Raw genomic sequence first — 15569 nt, 5'->3', positions numbered from 1 at the left:
GGAGACCCGCTTACTCGAGCAGCGACTCGCCGGTCATCTCTGGGGGCTGCTCGAGGTCGATCAACTCGAGGATCGTCGGCGCGATGTCGGCGAGCGTGCCGCCCTCCCGAACGGTCCGTCCGCCGTCGGTTCCGTCGTCGGCGACGTAGACGAGCGGGACGAGATTGTACGTGTGCGCGGTGTGAGGATCCTCCTCGGTGCCCATGTCGTCGGCGTTGCCGTGGTCGGCGGTGACGAGGACGTGCGCGCCGGCGTCCCGGAGCGTCTCCGCGAGGCGGCCGAGTTGGGAATCGACGGCCTCGACGGCCTCAATGGCGGCCTCGTAGTCGCCCGTGTGGCCGACCATGTCCGGGTTTGCGTAGTTGAGCACGAGCACGTCCGGGTCGTCGGAGTCGGTCACATCGACGGCGGTGTCGGTCACCTCGGGCGCGCTCATTTCCGGCTGCTGGTCGTAGGTCGGCACGTCGGGGCTCTCGACGATCTCGCGGATCTCGCCGTCGAACTCGACCTCGCGGCCGCCATTGAGGAAATAGGTGACGTGGGCGTACTTCTCGGATTCGGCGATCCGCAACTGGGTTCGGCCCGCGTCGGCCAGCACCTCGCCGAGCACCTGCTCGGGCTGGTTCGGCGGGTAGGCGACCGGGAGGTCGAACGTCTTGTCGTACTGGGTCAGCATAACGACCTCCGCGTCCGGCGGGCTGGTTTCGAACTGATCGGCCCAGTCCTCGGACCGGATGTCGGCCAGCATTCGCGTGAGCTGGCGCGCGCGGTCCGAGCGGAAGTTAAACCAGACGACCGAGTCGCCGTCCTCGAGGGCCGGCCCGCCCGCAACGAGGGTCGGCTCGACGAACTCGTCGGTGACGTCGCGGTCGTAGGATTGCTCGACCGCATCGACGGCCGTCTCGGCTTCGTGATCGGCCTCGCGGTTGACCATCGCGTCGTAGGTCCGCTTCGTCCGCTCCCAGTTCTGGTCGCGGTCCATCGCGTAGTACCGGCCCGTAACCGTCGCCACGTCGCCGGTACCGTGCTCGTCGACGACGTCCTCGAGCGTCGAGAGGTAGTCCCGGCCGCCGGTCGGCGAGGTGTCCCGGCCGTCCGTGATCGCGTGGGTGACGGCATCGACGTCGTGGTCGCCCGCCAATTCGATCAGCGCATGGAGGTGCTCGTGGTCGGAGTGGACCCCGCCGTCGCTGACGAGGCCGACGAAGTGCACTTTGCCGTCGTTTGCGCGGGCGTTGTCGAACGCGGTGTTGATCGCGTCGTTCTCCCGGAAGGAGCCGTCCGCGATGGAGTCCGAGATTCGGGTGTACTCCTGGTGGACCACGCGTCCGGCGCCGATATTGAGGTGGCCGACCTCGCTGTTGCCCATCTGGCCGTCGGGGAGGCCGACGCGCCGGCCCGCGACCTCGAGCGTCCCGTACGCGCCCTCGTCGGCGAGCCGATCGAAGTTCGGCGTGTCGGCAGCTTCTACGGCGTCTCTGCTTGTTCCGTCGCCGAGTCCCCACCCATCGAGGATGATCAGCGCAGCGTCCATGTGCGACGGGTCGCCAGCCGCTCGTAACTAGCTGTCGTTGTCTCGCAGCCTCGCGGACGGGCGTCCCGAACTGCGGATCGTTCTCGCACCCGGACCCGCTCGAGGATCGACGACCCGACGCCAGTGGCAGACGGAAAGTATATACAACGCAACTAGAGAATGTGGCGCAGCTATCGGGTCGCCGCGACGACGGCGTCCCACCGCTCGATCATGACCGGTCGTCTCTCCCTCACGACGCTGCCCGACCGCGCTCGGCTCCGCGACGCGCTCGATCGCCGATTCGGCATCGACGCCCGCGCGCTGGCGGCGTTTCGGATCCTCCTCGGCTGTACGTTGTTGTTCGACGTCCTCCACCGGTCGCGGGAGCTGGTCGCGTTCTACGCCGACGCCGGCGCGTACCCGCGGGCGTTGCGCCTCGCGGTCGGGGACTCGACCGGCCGGTACTCGCTGCACATGCTCTCGGGCGAGCCGTGGGTGCAGGCCGTGCTCTTCGGCCTCGCGGCGCTGCTCGCGCTCGCGCTGATCGTCGGCTACCGAACGCGGCTCGTCACCGGCCTCTCGCTGGTCCTGCTCGTCTCCGTCCACTTCCGCAACCCGCTGGTCCTCAACGGCGCCGACAGGCTATTGCGCGAGGTGCTGTTGCTGGGGCTGTTCCTGCCGCTCGGGCGGCGGTGGGCCGTCGACGCGCTCGGCGACGACCGGGAAGGTGCCGACCATCAGGACCGTGAACCCGGGAACGGAACGAGAACGAGAGCCGAGAATCAGGTGGTGACGCCCGCGACGGCAGCCGTGCTCGTCTACGTCGTCGGCTTCTTCGCGAACAACGGCCAGCACAAGCGACTCGGCGACACCTGGACCACCGGCGAGGCGCTGGGGTACGCCCTCCGGCAGGACCACATGACGATCCTGGCCGCCGACTACGTCGTCGACTACCCGGTGCTCCTCGAGATCGGGACCTACGGCTGGCTGGCCATGGTCGTCGGCGCCCCGCTGTTGCTGGTGCTGACCGGGCGGCTCCGGACCGCCTACGTCGGGACGTTCCTCGGCGCCGTCGCCGGGCTGGGGCTGAGCATGGCCGTGGGGCTGTTCCCCGCCGTGCTGACGGCGGTGCTGGTGCTGTTCCTGCCCTCGTTCGTCTGGGACCGCCTCGAGGCACTCAGCGCGGTGTGCTGTGAACGAATCGGGCCGCTCGAGCGCCTGCGGACGCGAATCGGCGCGCTCGCGTCACGGCTCGGTCCGCCCCGCAGCCTCCGTTCGGCGCTCCCGTCGCAGGTCAGGAACCGCCGGCACCAGCTCCGGACAATCCTCCTCGGCGGCGTATTGATCGTCGTCGTCCTCTGGACCGTCGGATTGCTGGGCTACGCGGACGCGTTCGGACCGGTCGACGCCGTCGATCCCGACGACAACCAGTGGACGATGTACGCCCCGAACCCGTCGACGAGCTACGGCTGGTACGTGGTCGAGGCAGACCTCGAGTCCGGCGAGGAGATGGACGTCCTGCGAAACGGGGCGGTCCGGGACGGACCGCCGGCGGAGGCGTCGGACACGCTTCCGAGCTTCCGCTGGCGCAAGTACATGAACGCCTTGGACGAGGACGAGGCTCGGGCCGACCGGTTCGGAGCGTACATGTGCGACCGCGCCGCCGACCAGTTCGACGCGCCCGTCGAGCGGATCGAGGTCACCTACCACTACCGATCGATCGAACCCGACGGGGGCGAACCGACGACGGGGAACGTCACTCGAGTCGAAACGGCGTGTTCGGCGACCTGAGGCGTGGTGCTGTGGACCCGCGGCCGCGTGCGACCGGAATGCTGAACACGTCGGGCTCCCAACTGAAGCTATCACGATGGCCACGGACGTACCGCAGGAGGATCCGATCGTGCTCTTCGACGGCGTCTGCAACCTCTGTCACGGATTCGTACAGTTTCTCGTTCCGCGGGATACCGAGGGCCAGTTTCACTTCGCGTCGTTGCAGTCCGACGTCGGCCAGCGGCTGCTGGCCGAGCACGGCCTCGCCGACCACGACCTCGACTCGGTCGTGTTGCTCGAGGGCGACGACACGTACGTCAAATCCGACGCGGTGATCCGGATCGGCCAGCGACTGGGCGGCGTTTACCGACTGCTCGGGCCGTGCCGGTTTTTCCCTCGCCGGCTTCGGGACTGGGCGTACGACCTCGTCGCGCGCCACCGCTACCGGCTGTTCGGGCAGAAAGAACAGTGTATGCTGCCGACCGGGAACGTTCGGGACCGGTTTCTCGAGTAGGGGCGGGGCTCCAGGTCGAGGCGTCGATCGGATCGGCGACCTTACTGTCCGGCTTCGACGAGGTCCAAGTACGGCGCGATCACGTCGCGATCGACCGCCAGCTCGAGGCGTTCGGCCGCCTCGTCGTATCGGACGAGACCCGCATCCTGGAGATGGGGGAGATGCTGGTGGTGCAGGTCGACGAGGATCCGCTGGTACTGGTCGTACGTCGGGGCGGCCTCTTTGAGCGCGATGTACTCGGCGAGATCGCCGAGATGGATCGCCGCCGGCTTCTGGGCAAGATAGGTGAGCGCGTACTGTCGTCGCGTCTCCGCGAAGGCCCTGAACAGTCGCGTCGGGGAAACGTCCGCGTCGTCGATCTCGGCTCCCTGGGAATTTCGTGTTTTCGGCGTCATAATGGGGCGTACTGTACCTACGCTCTCTCCCCGACCGGGTCTCGCAGGCCGACTTCAGCAGAGTACACGTGTCAGTGTGTAGGGGGTCCACATAACCTTTGTTGTAATCGACTTATACTAGAAATGAATCCGGAAGGATCTTTTACCGGTCAGTCTTCGAGGAACTCCGGTTCGAAGGCTGAATCGGAGTCCGGATCGGGATCCCGTCGCTCGATCGTGATCGTCCATTCGGGGGCGGCGGAAACGGGCGACGAAACGTCCCAGACGCCGTCGATGACGGCTCCGCGGCCGAAAGCGGTCGTCACGAGCGCCTCGAGATCGCGTTCGAAGGCCGCAGTTACGTCGGAGTCGGAGGGTCCGCTGTCGGATGCCATGGTATCTTAGCGGGAGGGCTGACACGTGCGGCGAGTGGTGGGCGCCGGCGCAACGCTGTTCCTCCACAGGGTTCCGAAGACAGCGGTAAATATAACCACGTCGCCATTATGAATTGGTTTTGATAATTCTGTAGCGATCGATGGTCGACGCTAGTCCGGCGGCCCGCGTTACCGAACCGGACTCGAGTCAGCAGCCTCCAACGACGGCGTCGTAACGGGGCGCGTCAGTGGTCGAAGGTCGCGCCGCAGTCGCCACAGACCGTGCCGTGGCCGGGTTTGGTTCGCTGTGCGAAAACGGCGCCGCAGTCGTCGCAGATCATAAAGAGACGCCGTTCCGGGGGGACGCCGGCCTCGAACGTGACCTGAATCCAGGCGTCGCGGTTCGTCTCGTCGTACAGCGTCACGTCGGCGCCATCCTGGCGCCAGTTGATCGGGTCCTCGTCGGTGTCGACCGCTTCCAGACCTCGCTTGGACATCGGGATATCCGGATTCAACCTCCGACCACATATAATTTTTCTGATAATATTTTACCCGGCCTCGAGTTAATGCATTCCTACCGGCGCGATCGAGCCGACCGTCGTCTTTTTGCGAATGGGACGGGAGCCACCGAGTGTGACTCTCGATCCGGTCCACTTCGACGGCATCGCGCAACTCGCGAGGCGGATCGATCACGGGGCCGACGAGCGCGATCGCCGCGCCTTCGCCGAGACGGTCTGGGCGGAGTTCCTCGATCCGCTCGTCGACGACGATAGCCGAACCGTCCTCGAGCCGGTCGGCGAGCAGCATCGTCGTCACGTCGACTGCGAGGACGTCGCGCTCCACGATCGACCGTTCGCGAGCGAGCACGGGCTCGATGCGGGAACCATCAATCCGACGACGTTCAAAAACGGGCTCGTCATCGACATCGCGCAGGCGGCGATGGCCGCCACGCCGAGCGACCTCGACCTCCATCGGTCGCGGACCACCGTGATGACGGTCCACTCCAACGACGAGACGATGACCGTCAACGAGTCGTGGGGAAAATTCGACGAGGGGTACAGCCGGAGCCGCGCCGTCAAGATCCCGCCGCTGCCCCGCTTCGCCGAGGGGGTCGTCCACGCGCTGGCGCTCTACCTCGCCGAGAGCAAACACGCCCTCGAGAACGCCGACGTGGTCGACGACCTGCTCGTTCTGGACGGACCGATCTACCCCCGCGGGCTCCTCCGCTGGGCCGATCAACACCCGGATCTCGCGGACTTCCTGCTCGAGGATCCCCGGCCGACGACGGTGCTCGAGAACTACGTCCGACTGGTCGAGCGGTTCGTCGAGCGAGACGTGCCGCTCGTGGGCTTCGTCAAGAACCCGGCGACGCGGGTCATCACGCGGACGCTGAAGCAGAAGCGAAACGTCGACGTGGCCACCCCGTGGAACGACGATTCGGCGCTGTTCACGCGGCTCTTAGAGCGCGGCGAGTACGTCGACGATATCGACGGCCAGCGCTGGGAGCGCGACACCGAGGCGCTGACCTACACGAACTGGTTTCGCTCCCGTGGCGGCGTCGATCGCCCGCTCTCGGTCGAGGGCGACGCCCTCGGCGTTGAGCGCGACCTCTCGCTCGAGGCCTACGAGGTGACGTTCTTCGTCGTCTACGACCCGCGCGACGATCTGATCTACCGAATCGAGGCCCCCTACGCGTTCACTCGAGAGCCCGAACGGCGGCGGGCGATGACGATGCAGGTCCTGCAGGATATCGCCGTCGCGCACGGTCCGCCGACGATCGTCGAGAAGGCCGACGAACTCGCCCGGATCAGCCGCTCGGAGAAGGCGTCGCTGCGCGAGACCCTCGAGACGCAGTTCGATACGAGCCAGGACCGGACCTACGACGACCACCGATGGGAGGAGGAGGAGTACTAGCGCCGGCGGATCGGTCGGTTACTGTGACAAACGTACTGAATCGGGCAGCACATAGCAACGATAGTGGCGGTTCCTTTCGCTGTCTGTCACTGTGACACGAACGTCCGGACGTGACGACAGTGACGGGACAGACCCGGGAATCGACTCGCGCCGCCGTCGGGTGCTCGGTATGGCCGCGGGAGCGTCGGCCGCCGCCGTGCTCCCGACGACCGGGAGCGTCGGAGCGAACTCCGACGACGAGACCGTTACGATCGTCCACGACACGCACTTCCACGGGCGGTTCGAGGACGCCGAGGCGGCCGAACTGAGCCTCGCCCGCTACCACGCGGTCGTCGAGGAGCACCTCGAGTCGGCCGCGAACTCGCTGTTCGTCGGCAACGGCGACGACCTCGCCCCGTCGATGCTCGGCCTCGAGTACGAGGGCGAACACGTGATCGAGGCGTTAAACGAGACGGCCATCGACGTCGACGGCGTCGGCAACCACGAGTACGACTTCGGCGCCGACGTGGCGACGGAGCGCTTCGAAGAGAGCGAGTTCCCGTGGGTCGTCGCGAACCTACTCGACGACGCCGGCGACCCGGTTCCCGGAACCGAGCGGTGGACGACGTTCGAGGAGGGGAACCTGACGGTCGGTGTCTTCGGCCTCGTCTCGACGAACTTCCACTCGCTGACCGACTATCCCGCGGAGTGGCAGGTGCTGGACTACGTCGAAGGAGCACAGGAAGCCGTCGACGCGCTCCGCGCAGCGGGCGCCGACGTCGTCGTCTGCGCTTCCCACGTCTCGACGGGCGTCCACTACACGCTCGCCGAGGGCGTCGAGGGCCTCGACGCGATCGTCGGCTCCCACTCCAACGTCGTCTTCGACGAACCCGAGGTCGTCGACGGGACGATCATCAGCGAGTTCGGCGACGAGTTCGACCACGTCGGCTCGCTCACCCTCGACGCCGACGGGAGCCTCGTCGACTGGCGACGGACCGACCTCCTGGCCCCCGACGCCGATCCCGCGCCGGCCGCCGACGAGTACGAGGAGATCGAGGTTCGCTACGCCGACGAGATCCCGGAAGACGAGACCCTCGCCGCTATCGCCGAGGAGTGGACCGCCGAACTCGAGGCGGAGCTCGAGCAGACGGCCTTCGAAACCGAGGTCGAACTGAACGCGACGTTCGACAACTACGCGATCGAGACCAACTGGGGGAACCTCATGACCGACGCGATGCGAACCGTCGGCGAGGTCGGCGACATCGAGGTCGACATCGCGGCCCAGAACGCCGGCGGCATCCGCAGCGGATCGACCTACGGCCCCGGCCCAGTCACGGGCGCCGACGTGATGAACATCCTTCCGTTCCCCAACGAGATCCAGGTCGTCGAACTGACCGGCGAGGACGTCGTCGCGTACCTCGAGGAGGCGATCCGCCCCCATCCGTCCGAGAACTACGGCGCGCAGCCGGCGATCCAGGTCTCGGGGCTCTCCTACGAGTGGTGGGGCCACGACGGCGAGAGCCGGGTGAAGAACGTCTTCGTCGGCGGCGAACCCGTCGACCCCGACGAGACCTACTCCCTCGCGCACAACGACTACTCGATCGAAAACTCCGACGTCCTCTCGGAGGCCGAGGTCGTCCTCGCCTCCGGCCAGTTCCAGGGCCCCTACGTCCTCGAGCGCCTCGAGGAGCGAGACACCGTCGCGCCCGAGCGCGAGAACCGGCTGCTCCGGGTCGACGAGACGGTCGGCGAGGCGTCGGTCGCCGTCGGCGACGGCGAGACCACCCTCACCGTCGACGTTCCGGACGGCGCCGCGGCGATTCGGCCGGACACCTTCCGAGCCGTGATCCGAACCGGCGCCGACCTCGAGGCGACCTCGGCGACCGTTGACGGCGACAGCGTCGGCGTGACGTTCGCTACCGACGACCTGTGCGGTCTCGTCTCGGACGTCGACGAGCCGGCGCTGCGGCTGTTCGGCGGCTACGATCCCGATCAGGAGTACTGGGACTACGGCTTCGACGTGCCGACCTCGAGCGGCTACGAGTACTTCCAACTCCGCGCCGACGTGAGCGCAACCGCTCTCACCGGTGACGACAGTTCGAACGGTTCCGACGGCAACGAGTCGGACGGCGGCGGCAACGAGTCAGATGATGACGGCTCGGACGACGGAATGCCCGGCTTCGGTCCGCTCGGCGCGCTCGCCGGCGGGAGCGCCGGCGGCTACCTCTACTCGCGCCGTCGCTCCGCCGGCGACGAACCGGCCGAGACGTCCGAGTCCTCGACCGACGGCGACGACTGATCGAACGACGCGACCCATGACCTGCCGTTCATACCTACGCGACGATCGAGTGTCGATGAGCGCGACGAGTGTGACCGCACAATGAGCCCCGCAACGGAACGACGGACGGCCGCCGCCGGACGCAGCCTGTTGCTGGGAGCGGCCGTCCTCGCGCTGCTAACGGTCTCGCTGCTCGGCCTCGCCGCCGAGACGGCCGTTGCCGGCGATCGAACCGCGGCCGTCTTCCCGTCGACGCAGACGATCGACGCGGAGCCCGGCGAGGAGATCACCGTCGACGTCGTCATGCAAAGCGACGGCGGCTACGGCGGCGAAGGCATCGAGTCGATTACCCTCGTCGCTCAGTACAATCCCGAGTATCTCGAGATTACCGACGTCAAACGAGGCCCCTGGCTCGAGCAGGGCGCGGAAACGGACGTCCGCGCCGAGCGGGCGATCGCACACAACGACGGCACCGCCGTCCTCGAGCAGCGGCGCGATCCGCCCGCCGACGGCGCAACAGGGAACGCGAGACTCGCGACGCTCACGGTTGCGGTCGCCGAAGACGCCCCGCCGTCGGAGGCGACGATTTCCTTCGCGGAGAGCCGCGCCGAACTCCTCCGCGAGATGCCGATCCCGATCTTCGATATGGGCGCTACCGTCGCGATTGACGGCGGCGGCGACGAGGCGCCGGCGTTCGACCACCCGGACCCGGACGGTCTCGAGACGACGCCCGTCGCCGGCGACGAAACTACCGGCGCCGAACCGGGGTCGGAATCCGAATCGCCGGGAGAAGACGACGCAGCGGCGGAGACCGACGGCGAGAGCGGAGATGGCGGAACGAAGCGAGATGACGGGGACGCCGTCCCGGGACTCTCGACGCCTGTCGCGGCGTGGATCGTCGTCGGAACGGTACTCGTCGCCCGCCGATTGCGCGACGGTACCGGCGTTCGAGCCGGCTCGGACCGGGATTAGTCGTCAGTTACTCGTCAGTTTCGCCGTTTTTCTCGACTTCGAGTTCGACGTTGCTCGGGTCGACCCCGATCCGGGCGAACTGCGTCCGGACGTGTTCTTTGGCGCCCTCGAGGGCCTGTTCGCGGGTGTCGAAGCCGCGGGGCATGGGCGATTCGAAGGCGAGGTTCACTTCGCGGCCGTCGACCAGCTGGGTCGAGCCGCCGCTATCGACCTCGTAGAACTCGTCGCAGACCCAGACGTAGGCGGCGTCTTCGTCTGGCGCGCCGCGAAACGAGGGCGCTCGTTCGCCCCGTTCGTACAGCGTGCCGGTGAGTTCGGTGCCGCCGGCACGACCGCGTATCAGTATCATACCGTTCTTTCGGCGCGTACGCGCAAAAAGACAGCGGGACGAGCGGTCGGATTTTCCAGGGATTCGGACTCGAGATCGGATCGAATTCGCCGCGCGGTCACCCGAGTCGATCGACCCGGCGATTAGCGTCGACACACCGTTAGTACCGGCGAATTTCACGATTATCCTACCGTCAAGTAGCAGGTATTCTTGCCGCTCGAGGGGGTTTCGAGGGGGATTAGCCAGTAATCCGAATATTACGAGAGTAAGCATTCGTTCCCGAGCCAAATCCTTTTGGAAATGGGCTTAACCCCGTTCCACCAGTGCTTCTTAGTAATGAGTTCGAAAGCGTCCATCGGCGGTGACAGCGAGCGGGATCCACTGACAGACGTCCCGGAAGAGTGTTACGACGTCCTCCGACACCCGCGCCGGATTCGCATCCTCGCGACGCTCGGCGCCCGCCGCACGCGGCTGTCGCTGATGGAGCTAACGACGATGATCGTCGAGAACGAAGACCTGGACGTTCCGACCGGCAAGGCCCGTCACGACGTCCGCATCAGTCTCGTCCACAACCACCTTCCCCGACTGGCCGAGTACGGCCTCGTCGAGTTCGACGCCGAGACCGGCGCCGAACTGGTCGACGAACCGCCGGTCCACCCCGCGGATCTCGCGGGCCTGCTCGAGCTCTGTGAGGGTCCGGAGGGAGAGCGGATGCTCGAGGCGATCGTCCACCCCGTCCGGATGCGAGTCCTCGGGATGCTCTCGGGCGTCGAACACACCGTCTCCGTCGAGCAGCTCGCGTCGGCACTCGTCGCCAGCGACGTCGGTGCGGACGACCGCGAGCGGGCGAAGATTTCCCTCTACCACGCTCACCTCCCCGTGCTGGCCGACGCGGGCGCCCTGGAGTTCGACGCCGACGCCAACCTGGTCACGCGAGGCGAACAGACGACATCGGTCCTCCACTGATCGATCGCCGTCACCGCCGAACTCGCCGCCGTCTACCGCTGGCTCGCTCGGTCCTCCACCTGAACCGAATCGATTTTGCAGTTCTCGGCCGTTCTGTTCTGTCCTCAGTTGCGCGTTCCCGCGTCGACGCTCGAGTGTGTCGCCTCGAAAAGTAGTTGTGGGGCCGGCCTGATGGACCTGATATGACCGATCTGGGTGACTTCGGCGATTTCAACGCCGAGTCCGACGCCGATTCCGGCGGGAGAGACGACGCTGCGGCCGGTTCCGACGGGACGAGGACCTCCCCGTCGAGTGCCGGCGGGTCGACAGGTACGGACGGCGGAACGACCGACGATTTCGAGCCGACGCCCGTCGAACCGCGGGGCGAAGACGTCGGCATCGGCGCGATCTGCGTTTCCCAGGGACTGCGCGTCGCCGAGGACGGCGACGAAACGACGCTGCGCGCCTATATCACCCGCGGCAACCGCTCCTCGATCCGCATCGGGAGCTATCTGCTGGCACCCTACCCCGACGGCGAGACCCTCTTCTGCCGTATCATCGGCCTCGAGTACGCCCAGCAGTACCACGCCGACGACGCGACGGAGATCCACGCCCGGCGCGCGATGCGGACCGACGGGGTCGACGAGGCTGACTACAAGTTCGTCGCGGAGCTCGAGCCGGTGGCCGTCCTTTATGATGATGACGGCGAACTGAAACGGCGGATGACCGACCGCGTCCCCAAACCCCAGACGGTCGTCAGGAAGGCCGACGACACCGAACAGATCAAGACCGGGCTGAAGATGCCCGACGACGGCGTCTTCCTCGGACACCTCTCGGTCGGCGGCGAGAAGGTCCGGACCGCGGCCACCCCGCCGACGATCGACTACCGACTCAAGGACGACTACGACTCGGGCGATCCGCTCGTCTTCCGCCACACGCTGATCGCCGGCGGGACGGGGTCGGGGAAGACCCACGGCGCGAAGAACATCCTCCGCCAGTACCTCGCCGAGGACCGCGCCTACCCCATGGACGACGGCCGCGAGGTCCGTCCCGCCGTGGTCCAGTTCGACCCGCAAGACGAGTACGCCCAGATGCATGACGACAACCCCGACTTAGACGACGAGTTCGGTCGGCGCCTCGAGCGCGAGGGGATCGCCTACGGCGGCCACGAGGACACGACGGCGTTCGTCCCCAAGGTGGGGTCGGCGTCGTACGCCGCGGGCCACCACCGCGCGCGCCAGGTCGAGTTCACGATCCCGTTTTCGATGGTCTACGACAACCCGTGGCTGGTCGCGGGCAGCGGGTTGAACGACAACCAGTACGGCGCGCTGGTCAGCGTCCTCCTGCCGCGCTTTCGCAAGCAGTACGGCGACGACGGCACCTACGAGGAGTTCACGACGTTCCTCGACGACCCCGCGCTCCGCGAGGAACTCGACGAGTCCGGCCGGGTCCACGAGGCGACGTTCGACGCCGTCCGCCGGCGCGTGCTCGGCTTCGGTCACGTCTTCGATCAGGACGCGCGGCCGATCACTGACCTCGTCCACGAGTTCGTCCGTCCCGGCGGGCTGACCGTCGTTCCGACCTACCACATCAACGACAGTCGGGCGACAGAGGCGATCGTGCTCGCGGTCTCGTCGCTGATCATCGACCAGAAGCTCTCGAACGACCCGTTCTACGACCGGATCAAGGAGACGCCGATCGTCCTCGGGATGGACGAGGCCCACAACTTCCTGACCGACGCCGACAGCGTCCAGGCCGGGAAGGTCATCAACAAGTTCACCGAGGCCGCCAAGCAGGGCCGCAAGGAGCGACTCGGCCTCTTCCTGATTACCCAGGACCCGCAGGACATCCACGACGCCGTCTTCAAGCAGATCAACACTACCGTCGTCCTCAATCTCGGCGACGAAGACGCCATTAAGAGTGTCAACATCCCGAGCAACCTCGAGTCGAAGGTGCCCTACATGGAGAAGGGACAGATGGTCGTCTACTCGCCGGATAACTCCGAACCCGTCGAGTTGATCGGGCTCCCGAAGTGTCTGACCCGACACGGCCGAGATTGAAACCGGCGCGTTGTCGAATCCGTTCGCCGAACCACTCACCCCTGCGGCTGATAGTACTGCTTGAGCCACGTCGTCAGCCCCTCGAGGTCGGGAAACAGCGTCCGGTGGTTGACGTTCATCTGATCTAGCTTGTCGCGGAACTCGAGTTTACGCTCGCCCGGAATCACGATCTTTCGGTAGCAGTCCGGGCGATCCTCGAGCCACCGGTCGAGGGCGAGTCGGGGATCGGACTGGAACGAAAAGACGGCCGACTGGTTGGCGATGCGGTCGTCGATCGCCGGCGGCCGGAAGAAGACGACGTACTGGTCGTCGGCCGCCTCGTCGGCGTCGACGCCCCAGCGCTCGCTCCAGAGATCGTCCAGCCGGGAGACGTCGTTCAGGTCGCGCATCGGCGCCTCGTCGGCGGCGTCGGCCGCCTCCGCGTCGGACTCAAGGGTCGCGTTCGAGAGCAGATGCACGTCGAGCATGTCCGTCTCGGTCCGCTCGAGGACGCGGTGGTAGTGCTCCGGTAGCGTGTCGTGGAGTTGCCGGTAGTCGACCGCCCAGACGGCGCCGTCGTGGGCGGTGTCGCCGTCCCGGACCGCGAAGTAGGTCGCGACCAGCGGCGAGAACGACCAGTCCAATAGCCGGGTCGGCAGGCCGTAGTGTTCGGCGATCGAGAGCAGGTGCCAGACCGAGTCGGGTTCCTCGATCTCGCTGACGGCGTACTGGTGGAAGTTCCGTAACAGCAACGACTCGAGTTTCCACTTCCCCGACTCCCCGACGAACCGCTTGATCGAGGTCTCGAGGGTGTGGTCCTGGGAGGGGACCCCCCGAAACACGAACGGTGAGCGGTGCCGGCCGATGTGGGGCATCCACATCTCCGCGGTGACCAGTTCCTGCAGGTCCGCCCACGATTCGGCGCGGACGGTCGACAGCGAGTTGTCGGTGGTCATCGATGCGTGCGGCCGCGCCATCCTCGGTCGTGGATCAGTGCCACGTCGATGGCTTATCCGCGAGCGGGGAAAACGATTATCCGCATCGCCGGGGTCGACGATCGCTCGCTCGAGACTGTCTTCGGCGTCGATCCGACCCGTCGTCGCGTCACTGGGCGAGGTAGCCGCCCTCGACGGGCAGCGTGGTCCCGGTGACTCGAGACGAGAGGTCCGAACCGAGGAAGAGGACGGCGTTCGCGATTTCCTGGGGGTCCGCGAGGCCGGGCATCGGCTCGGTCTCCAGGAACTGTGCTTCCATCTCGGGGTGTTCCTCGATCGTCCGCTCGATCATGTTCGTACGGACGATCCCTGGGGCGACGGCGTTGGCGCGGATGCCGTCCTCGGCGTACTCGATTGCCGCGTACTTCGTGAGGTGGCTGACGGCTGCTTTCGCCGCCCCGTAGCCGCTGTACTGCGGAACCGCGACCTCGCCGCCGATCGAGGAGGCGCTGATGATCGATCCGCCGCCGTCGGCCAGCATCGCCTCGATACCGTACTTCATCCCGTACCAGACGCCTTTCAGGTTCACCTCGATGACCTGTTCGAAGGCGTCGTTCTCGTACTCGTCGAGTCGCGCGACGGGGCCTTCGATGGCGGCATTGTTGTAGAGGACGTCGATGCCGCCGAATTCGTCGACCGCGGTCTCGATCATCGCTTTGGCGTCGTCGGGGTCGGACACGTCCGTCTGAACGAACGTCGCCTCACCGCCGTCGTCAGCGATCTCCGCGACCGTCTCCGCGCCGGCGTCGGCGTCCACGTCGGCGACAACGACCGACGCGCCGTGGTCCGCGAACGTCTTCGCCGTCGTCCGTCCGATTCCGGATGCCGCTCCCGTAACGACCGCAACTCGGTCCTCGACTAATTTCATTATCAAAGCCGTCGTCCCGTCTACAGATATGTGCACTGATTCACCCCAGATATTCTGAAATTCATATAGGAATGAAATTATTCCTCTCAGCAAGTTGTTAGAATATAATTATATTTACTGGAAGCGGAAAGTGTTACATAGTGCGACTTACCACGAAGAGACAATGGAGTACTACGAATCTCCCGTCCTCACGATCGAGTGGGACGAAGAACTGCAAGCGGTCACGATGAACTGGCACGACTTCGCTCGGAGCGAGCAGTATCGCGAAGGGCTGGACAAGGGATTGGCGCTCGTGAAAGAGAAAAACGCCAGCTACTGGCTCGCCGATCTCAGGGACCTCGGGACCGTCTCGCAGGAGGACCAGCAGTGGACGCAAGAGAACTGGCACCCGCGAGCGTTCGAGACCGACCTCTCGTACATGGCTATCGTTCAGCCAACGAGCGTTATTACGAACCTCTCCGTCGACGACCTCGTCCAGGAGGTCGGCTCGAACGTCACGTCGCACATGTTCGATAACAGGCCCGACGCCGAGGGCTGGCTCCGCGAGCAACAGCAGGATCGCCAGCAAGATCACCAGGAACAGCGGTCCCTGGCAGAGAAACGGCGCGAACGTGATCGAAGTCAGTAATCAGATCAGCACACCGCTCACGTTCGATCGGCCGGCGACGGGCGCCGACCGCATCGTTGCGTGTGTGAACTAGTCGAC

General features: G+C 66.1%; 15 protein-coding genes. 8 read left to right on the top strand and 7 right to left on the bottom strand.

Annotated features, from left to right (window positions below; genetic code table 11):
- Positions 1-10: 10 nt before the first annotated feature.
- A complete protein-coding gene (gene gpmI / locus EH209_RS09470) occupies positions 11-1534 on the bottom strand; it encodes a 2,3-bisphosphoglycerate-independent phosphoglycerate mutase (RefSeq protein WP_126662681.1) in 1524 nt (507 codons plus the stop codon).
- A 159-nt stretch (positions 1535-1693) separates the two neighbouring features.
- Between gpmI and EH209_RS09465 the strand changes: the two genes are divergently transcribed.
- Both EH209_RS09465 and EH209_RS09460 read left to right on the top strand, forming a co-directional pair.
- Positions 1694-3304: a hypothetical protein gene (locus EH209_RS09465; RefSeq protein WP_164722025.1), complete on the top strand. Its 1611-nt coding sequence runs from the start codon at positions 1694-1696 to the stop codon at positions 3302-3304.
- 76 nt (positions 3305-3380) lie between these two features.
- Positions 3381-3797: a thiol-disulfide oxidoreductase DCC family protein gene (locus EH209_RS09460; RefSeq protein ID WP_126662680.1), complete on the top strand. Its 417-nt coding sequence runs from the start codon at positions 3381-3383 to the stop codon at positions 3795-3797.
- Between the two features lie 41 nt (positions 3798-3838).
- Here the strand turns inward: EH209_RS09460 and EH209_RS09455 are convergent, their stop codons facing one another.
- The 3 genes from EH209_RS09455 to EH209_RS09445 form a co-directional block, all read right to left on the bottom strand.
- On the bottom strand, positions 3839-4192 hold the full coding sequence (locus EH209_RS09455; protein ID WP_126662679.1) for a DUF7344 domain-containing protein: 354 nt from the start codon (positions 4190-4192) through the stop codon (positions 3839-3841).
- 149 nt (positions 4193-4341) lie between these two features.
- Positions 4342-4566, bottom strand: coding sequence for a hypothetical protein (locus EH209_RS09450; protein WP_126662678.1), 225 nt, complete (start codon positions 4564-4566; stop codon positions 4342-4344).
- A 224-nt stretch (positions 4567-4790) separates the two neighbouring features.
- Positions 4791-5042, bottom strand: a complete 252-nt coding sequence (locus EH209_RS09445) for a hypothetical protein (protein WP_126662677.1) — start codon at positions 5040-5042, stop codon at positions 4791-4793.
- 136 nt (positions 5043-5178) lie between these two features.
- Between EH209_RS09445 and EH209_RS09440 the strand changes: the two genes are divergently transcribed.
- The 3 genes from EH209_RS09440 to EH209_RS09430 all read left to right on the top strand — a co-directional run bounded on the left by EH209_RS09440 (position 5179) and on the right by EH209_RS09430 (position 9688).
- Positions 5179-6459 carry a DNA double-strand break repair nuclease NurA gene (locus tag EH209_RS09440; protein WP_126662676.1) on the top strand — a complete coding sequence of 427 codons (1281 nt, stop codon included), beginning with the start codon at positions 5179-5181 and terminating at the stop codon, positions 6457-6459.
- A gap of 91 nt (positions 6460-6550) precedes the next feature.
- Positions 6551-8737 carry a bifunctional metallophosphatase/5'-nucleotidase gene (locus tag EH209_RS09435; protein ID WP_126662675.1) on the top strand — a complete coding sequence of 729 codons (2187 nt, stop codon included), beginning with the start codon at positions 6551-6553 and terminating at the stop codon, positions 8735-8737.
- A gap of 81 nt (positions 8738-8818) precedes the next feature.
- Positions 8819-9688 carry a cohesin domain-containing protein gene (locus tag EH209_RS09430; RefSeq protein WP_126662674.1) on the top strand — a complete coding sequence of 290 codons (870 nt, stop codon included), beginning with the start codon at positions 8819-8821 and terminating at the stop codon, positions 9686-9688.
- A 7-nt stretch (positions 9689-9695) separates the two neighbouring features.
- On the opposite strand, the gene EH209_RS09425 is transcribed toward EH209_RS09430, so the two are convergent.
- Entirely contained in the window at positions 9696-10037 is a 342-nt protein-coding gene (locus tag EH209_RS09425; RefSeq protein WP_126662673.1) for a DUF7113 family protein, read from the bottom strand.
- Between the two features lie 315 nt (positions 10038-10352).
- On the opposite strand from EH209_RS09425, the gene EH209_RS09420 reads away from it, so the two are divergent.
- Together EH209_RS09420 and EH209_RS09415 are read left to right on the top strand one after the other, a co-directional pair.
- Positions 10353-10982 carry a DUF7344 domain-containing protein gene (locus EH209_RS09420; RefSeq protein WP_126662672.1) on the top strand — a complete coding sequence of 210 codons (630 nt, stop codon included), beginning with the start codon at positions 10353-10355 and terminating at the stop codon, positions 10980-10982.
- A 182-nt stretch (positions 10983-11164) separates the two neighbouring features.
- Positions 11165-13021 carry an ATP-binding protein gene (locus EH209_RS09415; RefSeq protein WP_126662671.1) on the top strand — a complete coding sequence of 619 codons (1857 nt, stop codon included), beginning with the start codon at positions 11165-11167 and terminating at the stop codon, positions 13019-13021.
- Between the two features lie 35 nt (positions 13022-13056).
- On the opposite strand, the gene EH209_RS09410 is transcribed toward EH209_RS09415, so the two are convergent.
- Complete coding sequence (locus EH209_RS09410) at positions 13057-13956, bottom strand: FRG domain-containing protein (RefSeq protein WP_049914665.1); 900 nt, start codon at positions 13954-13956, stop codon at positions 13057-13059.
- A 148-nt stretch (positions 13957-14104) separates the two neighbouring features.
- Positions 14105-14863, bottom strand: coding sequence for an SDR family NAD(P)-dependent oxidoreductase (locus EH209_RS09405; protein ID WP_126662669.1), 759 nt, complete (start codon positions 14861-14863; stop codon positions 14105-14107).
- Between the two features lie 163 nt (positions 14864-15026).
- Between EH209_RS09405 and EH209_RS09400 the strand changes: the two genes are divergently transcribed.
- A complete protein-coding gene (locus EH209_RS09400; RefSeq protein WP_343132685.1) occupies positions 15027-15491 on the top strand; it encodes a hypothetical protein in 465 nt (154 codons plus the stop codon).
- The last annotated feature ends 78 nt before the right edge of the window (positions 15492-15569 follow it).

The sequence above is a fragment of the Haloterrigena salifodinae genome (genome assembly GCF_003977755.1).
In the GTDB taxonomy this organism is placed as follows: domain Archaea; phylum Halobacteriota; class Halobacteria; order Halobacteriales; family Natrialbaceae; genus Haloterrigena; species Haloterrigena salifodinae.
Note: the sequence above shows the minus strand (reverse complement) of the source record. Positions and strands in the feature narration are given on the sequence as shown.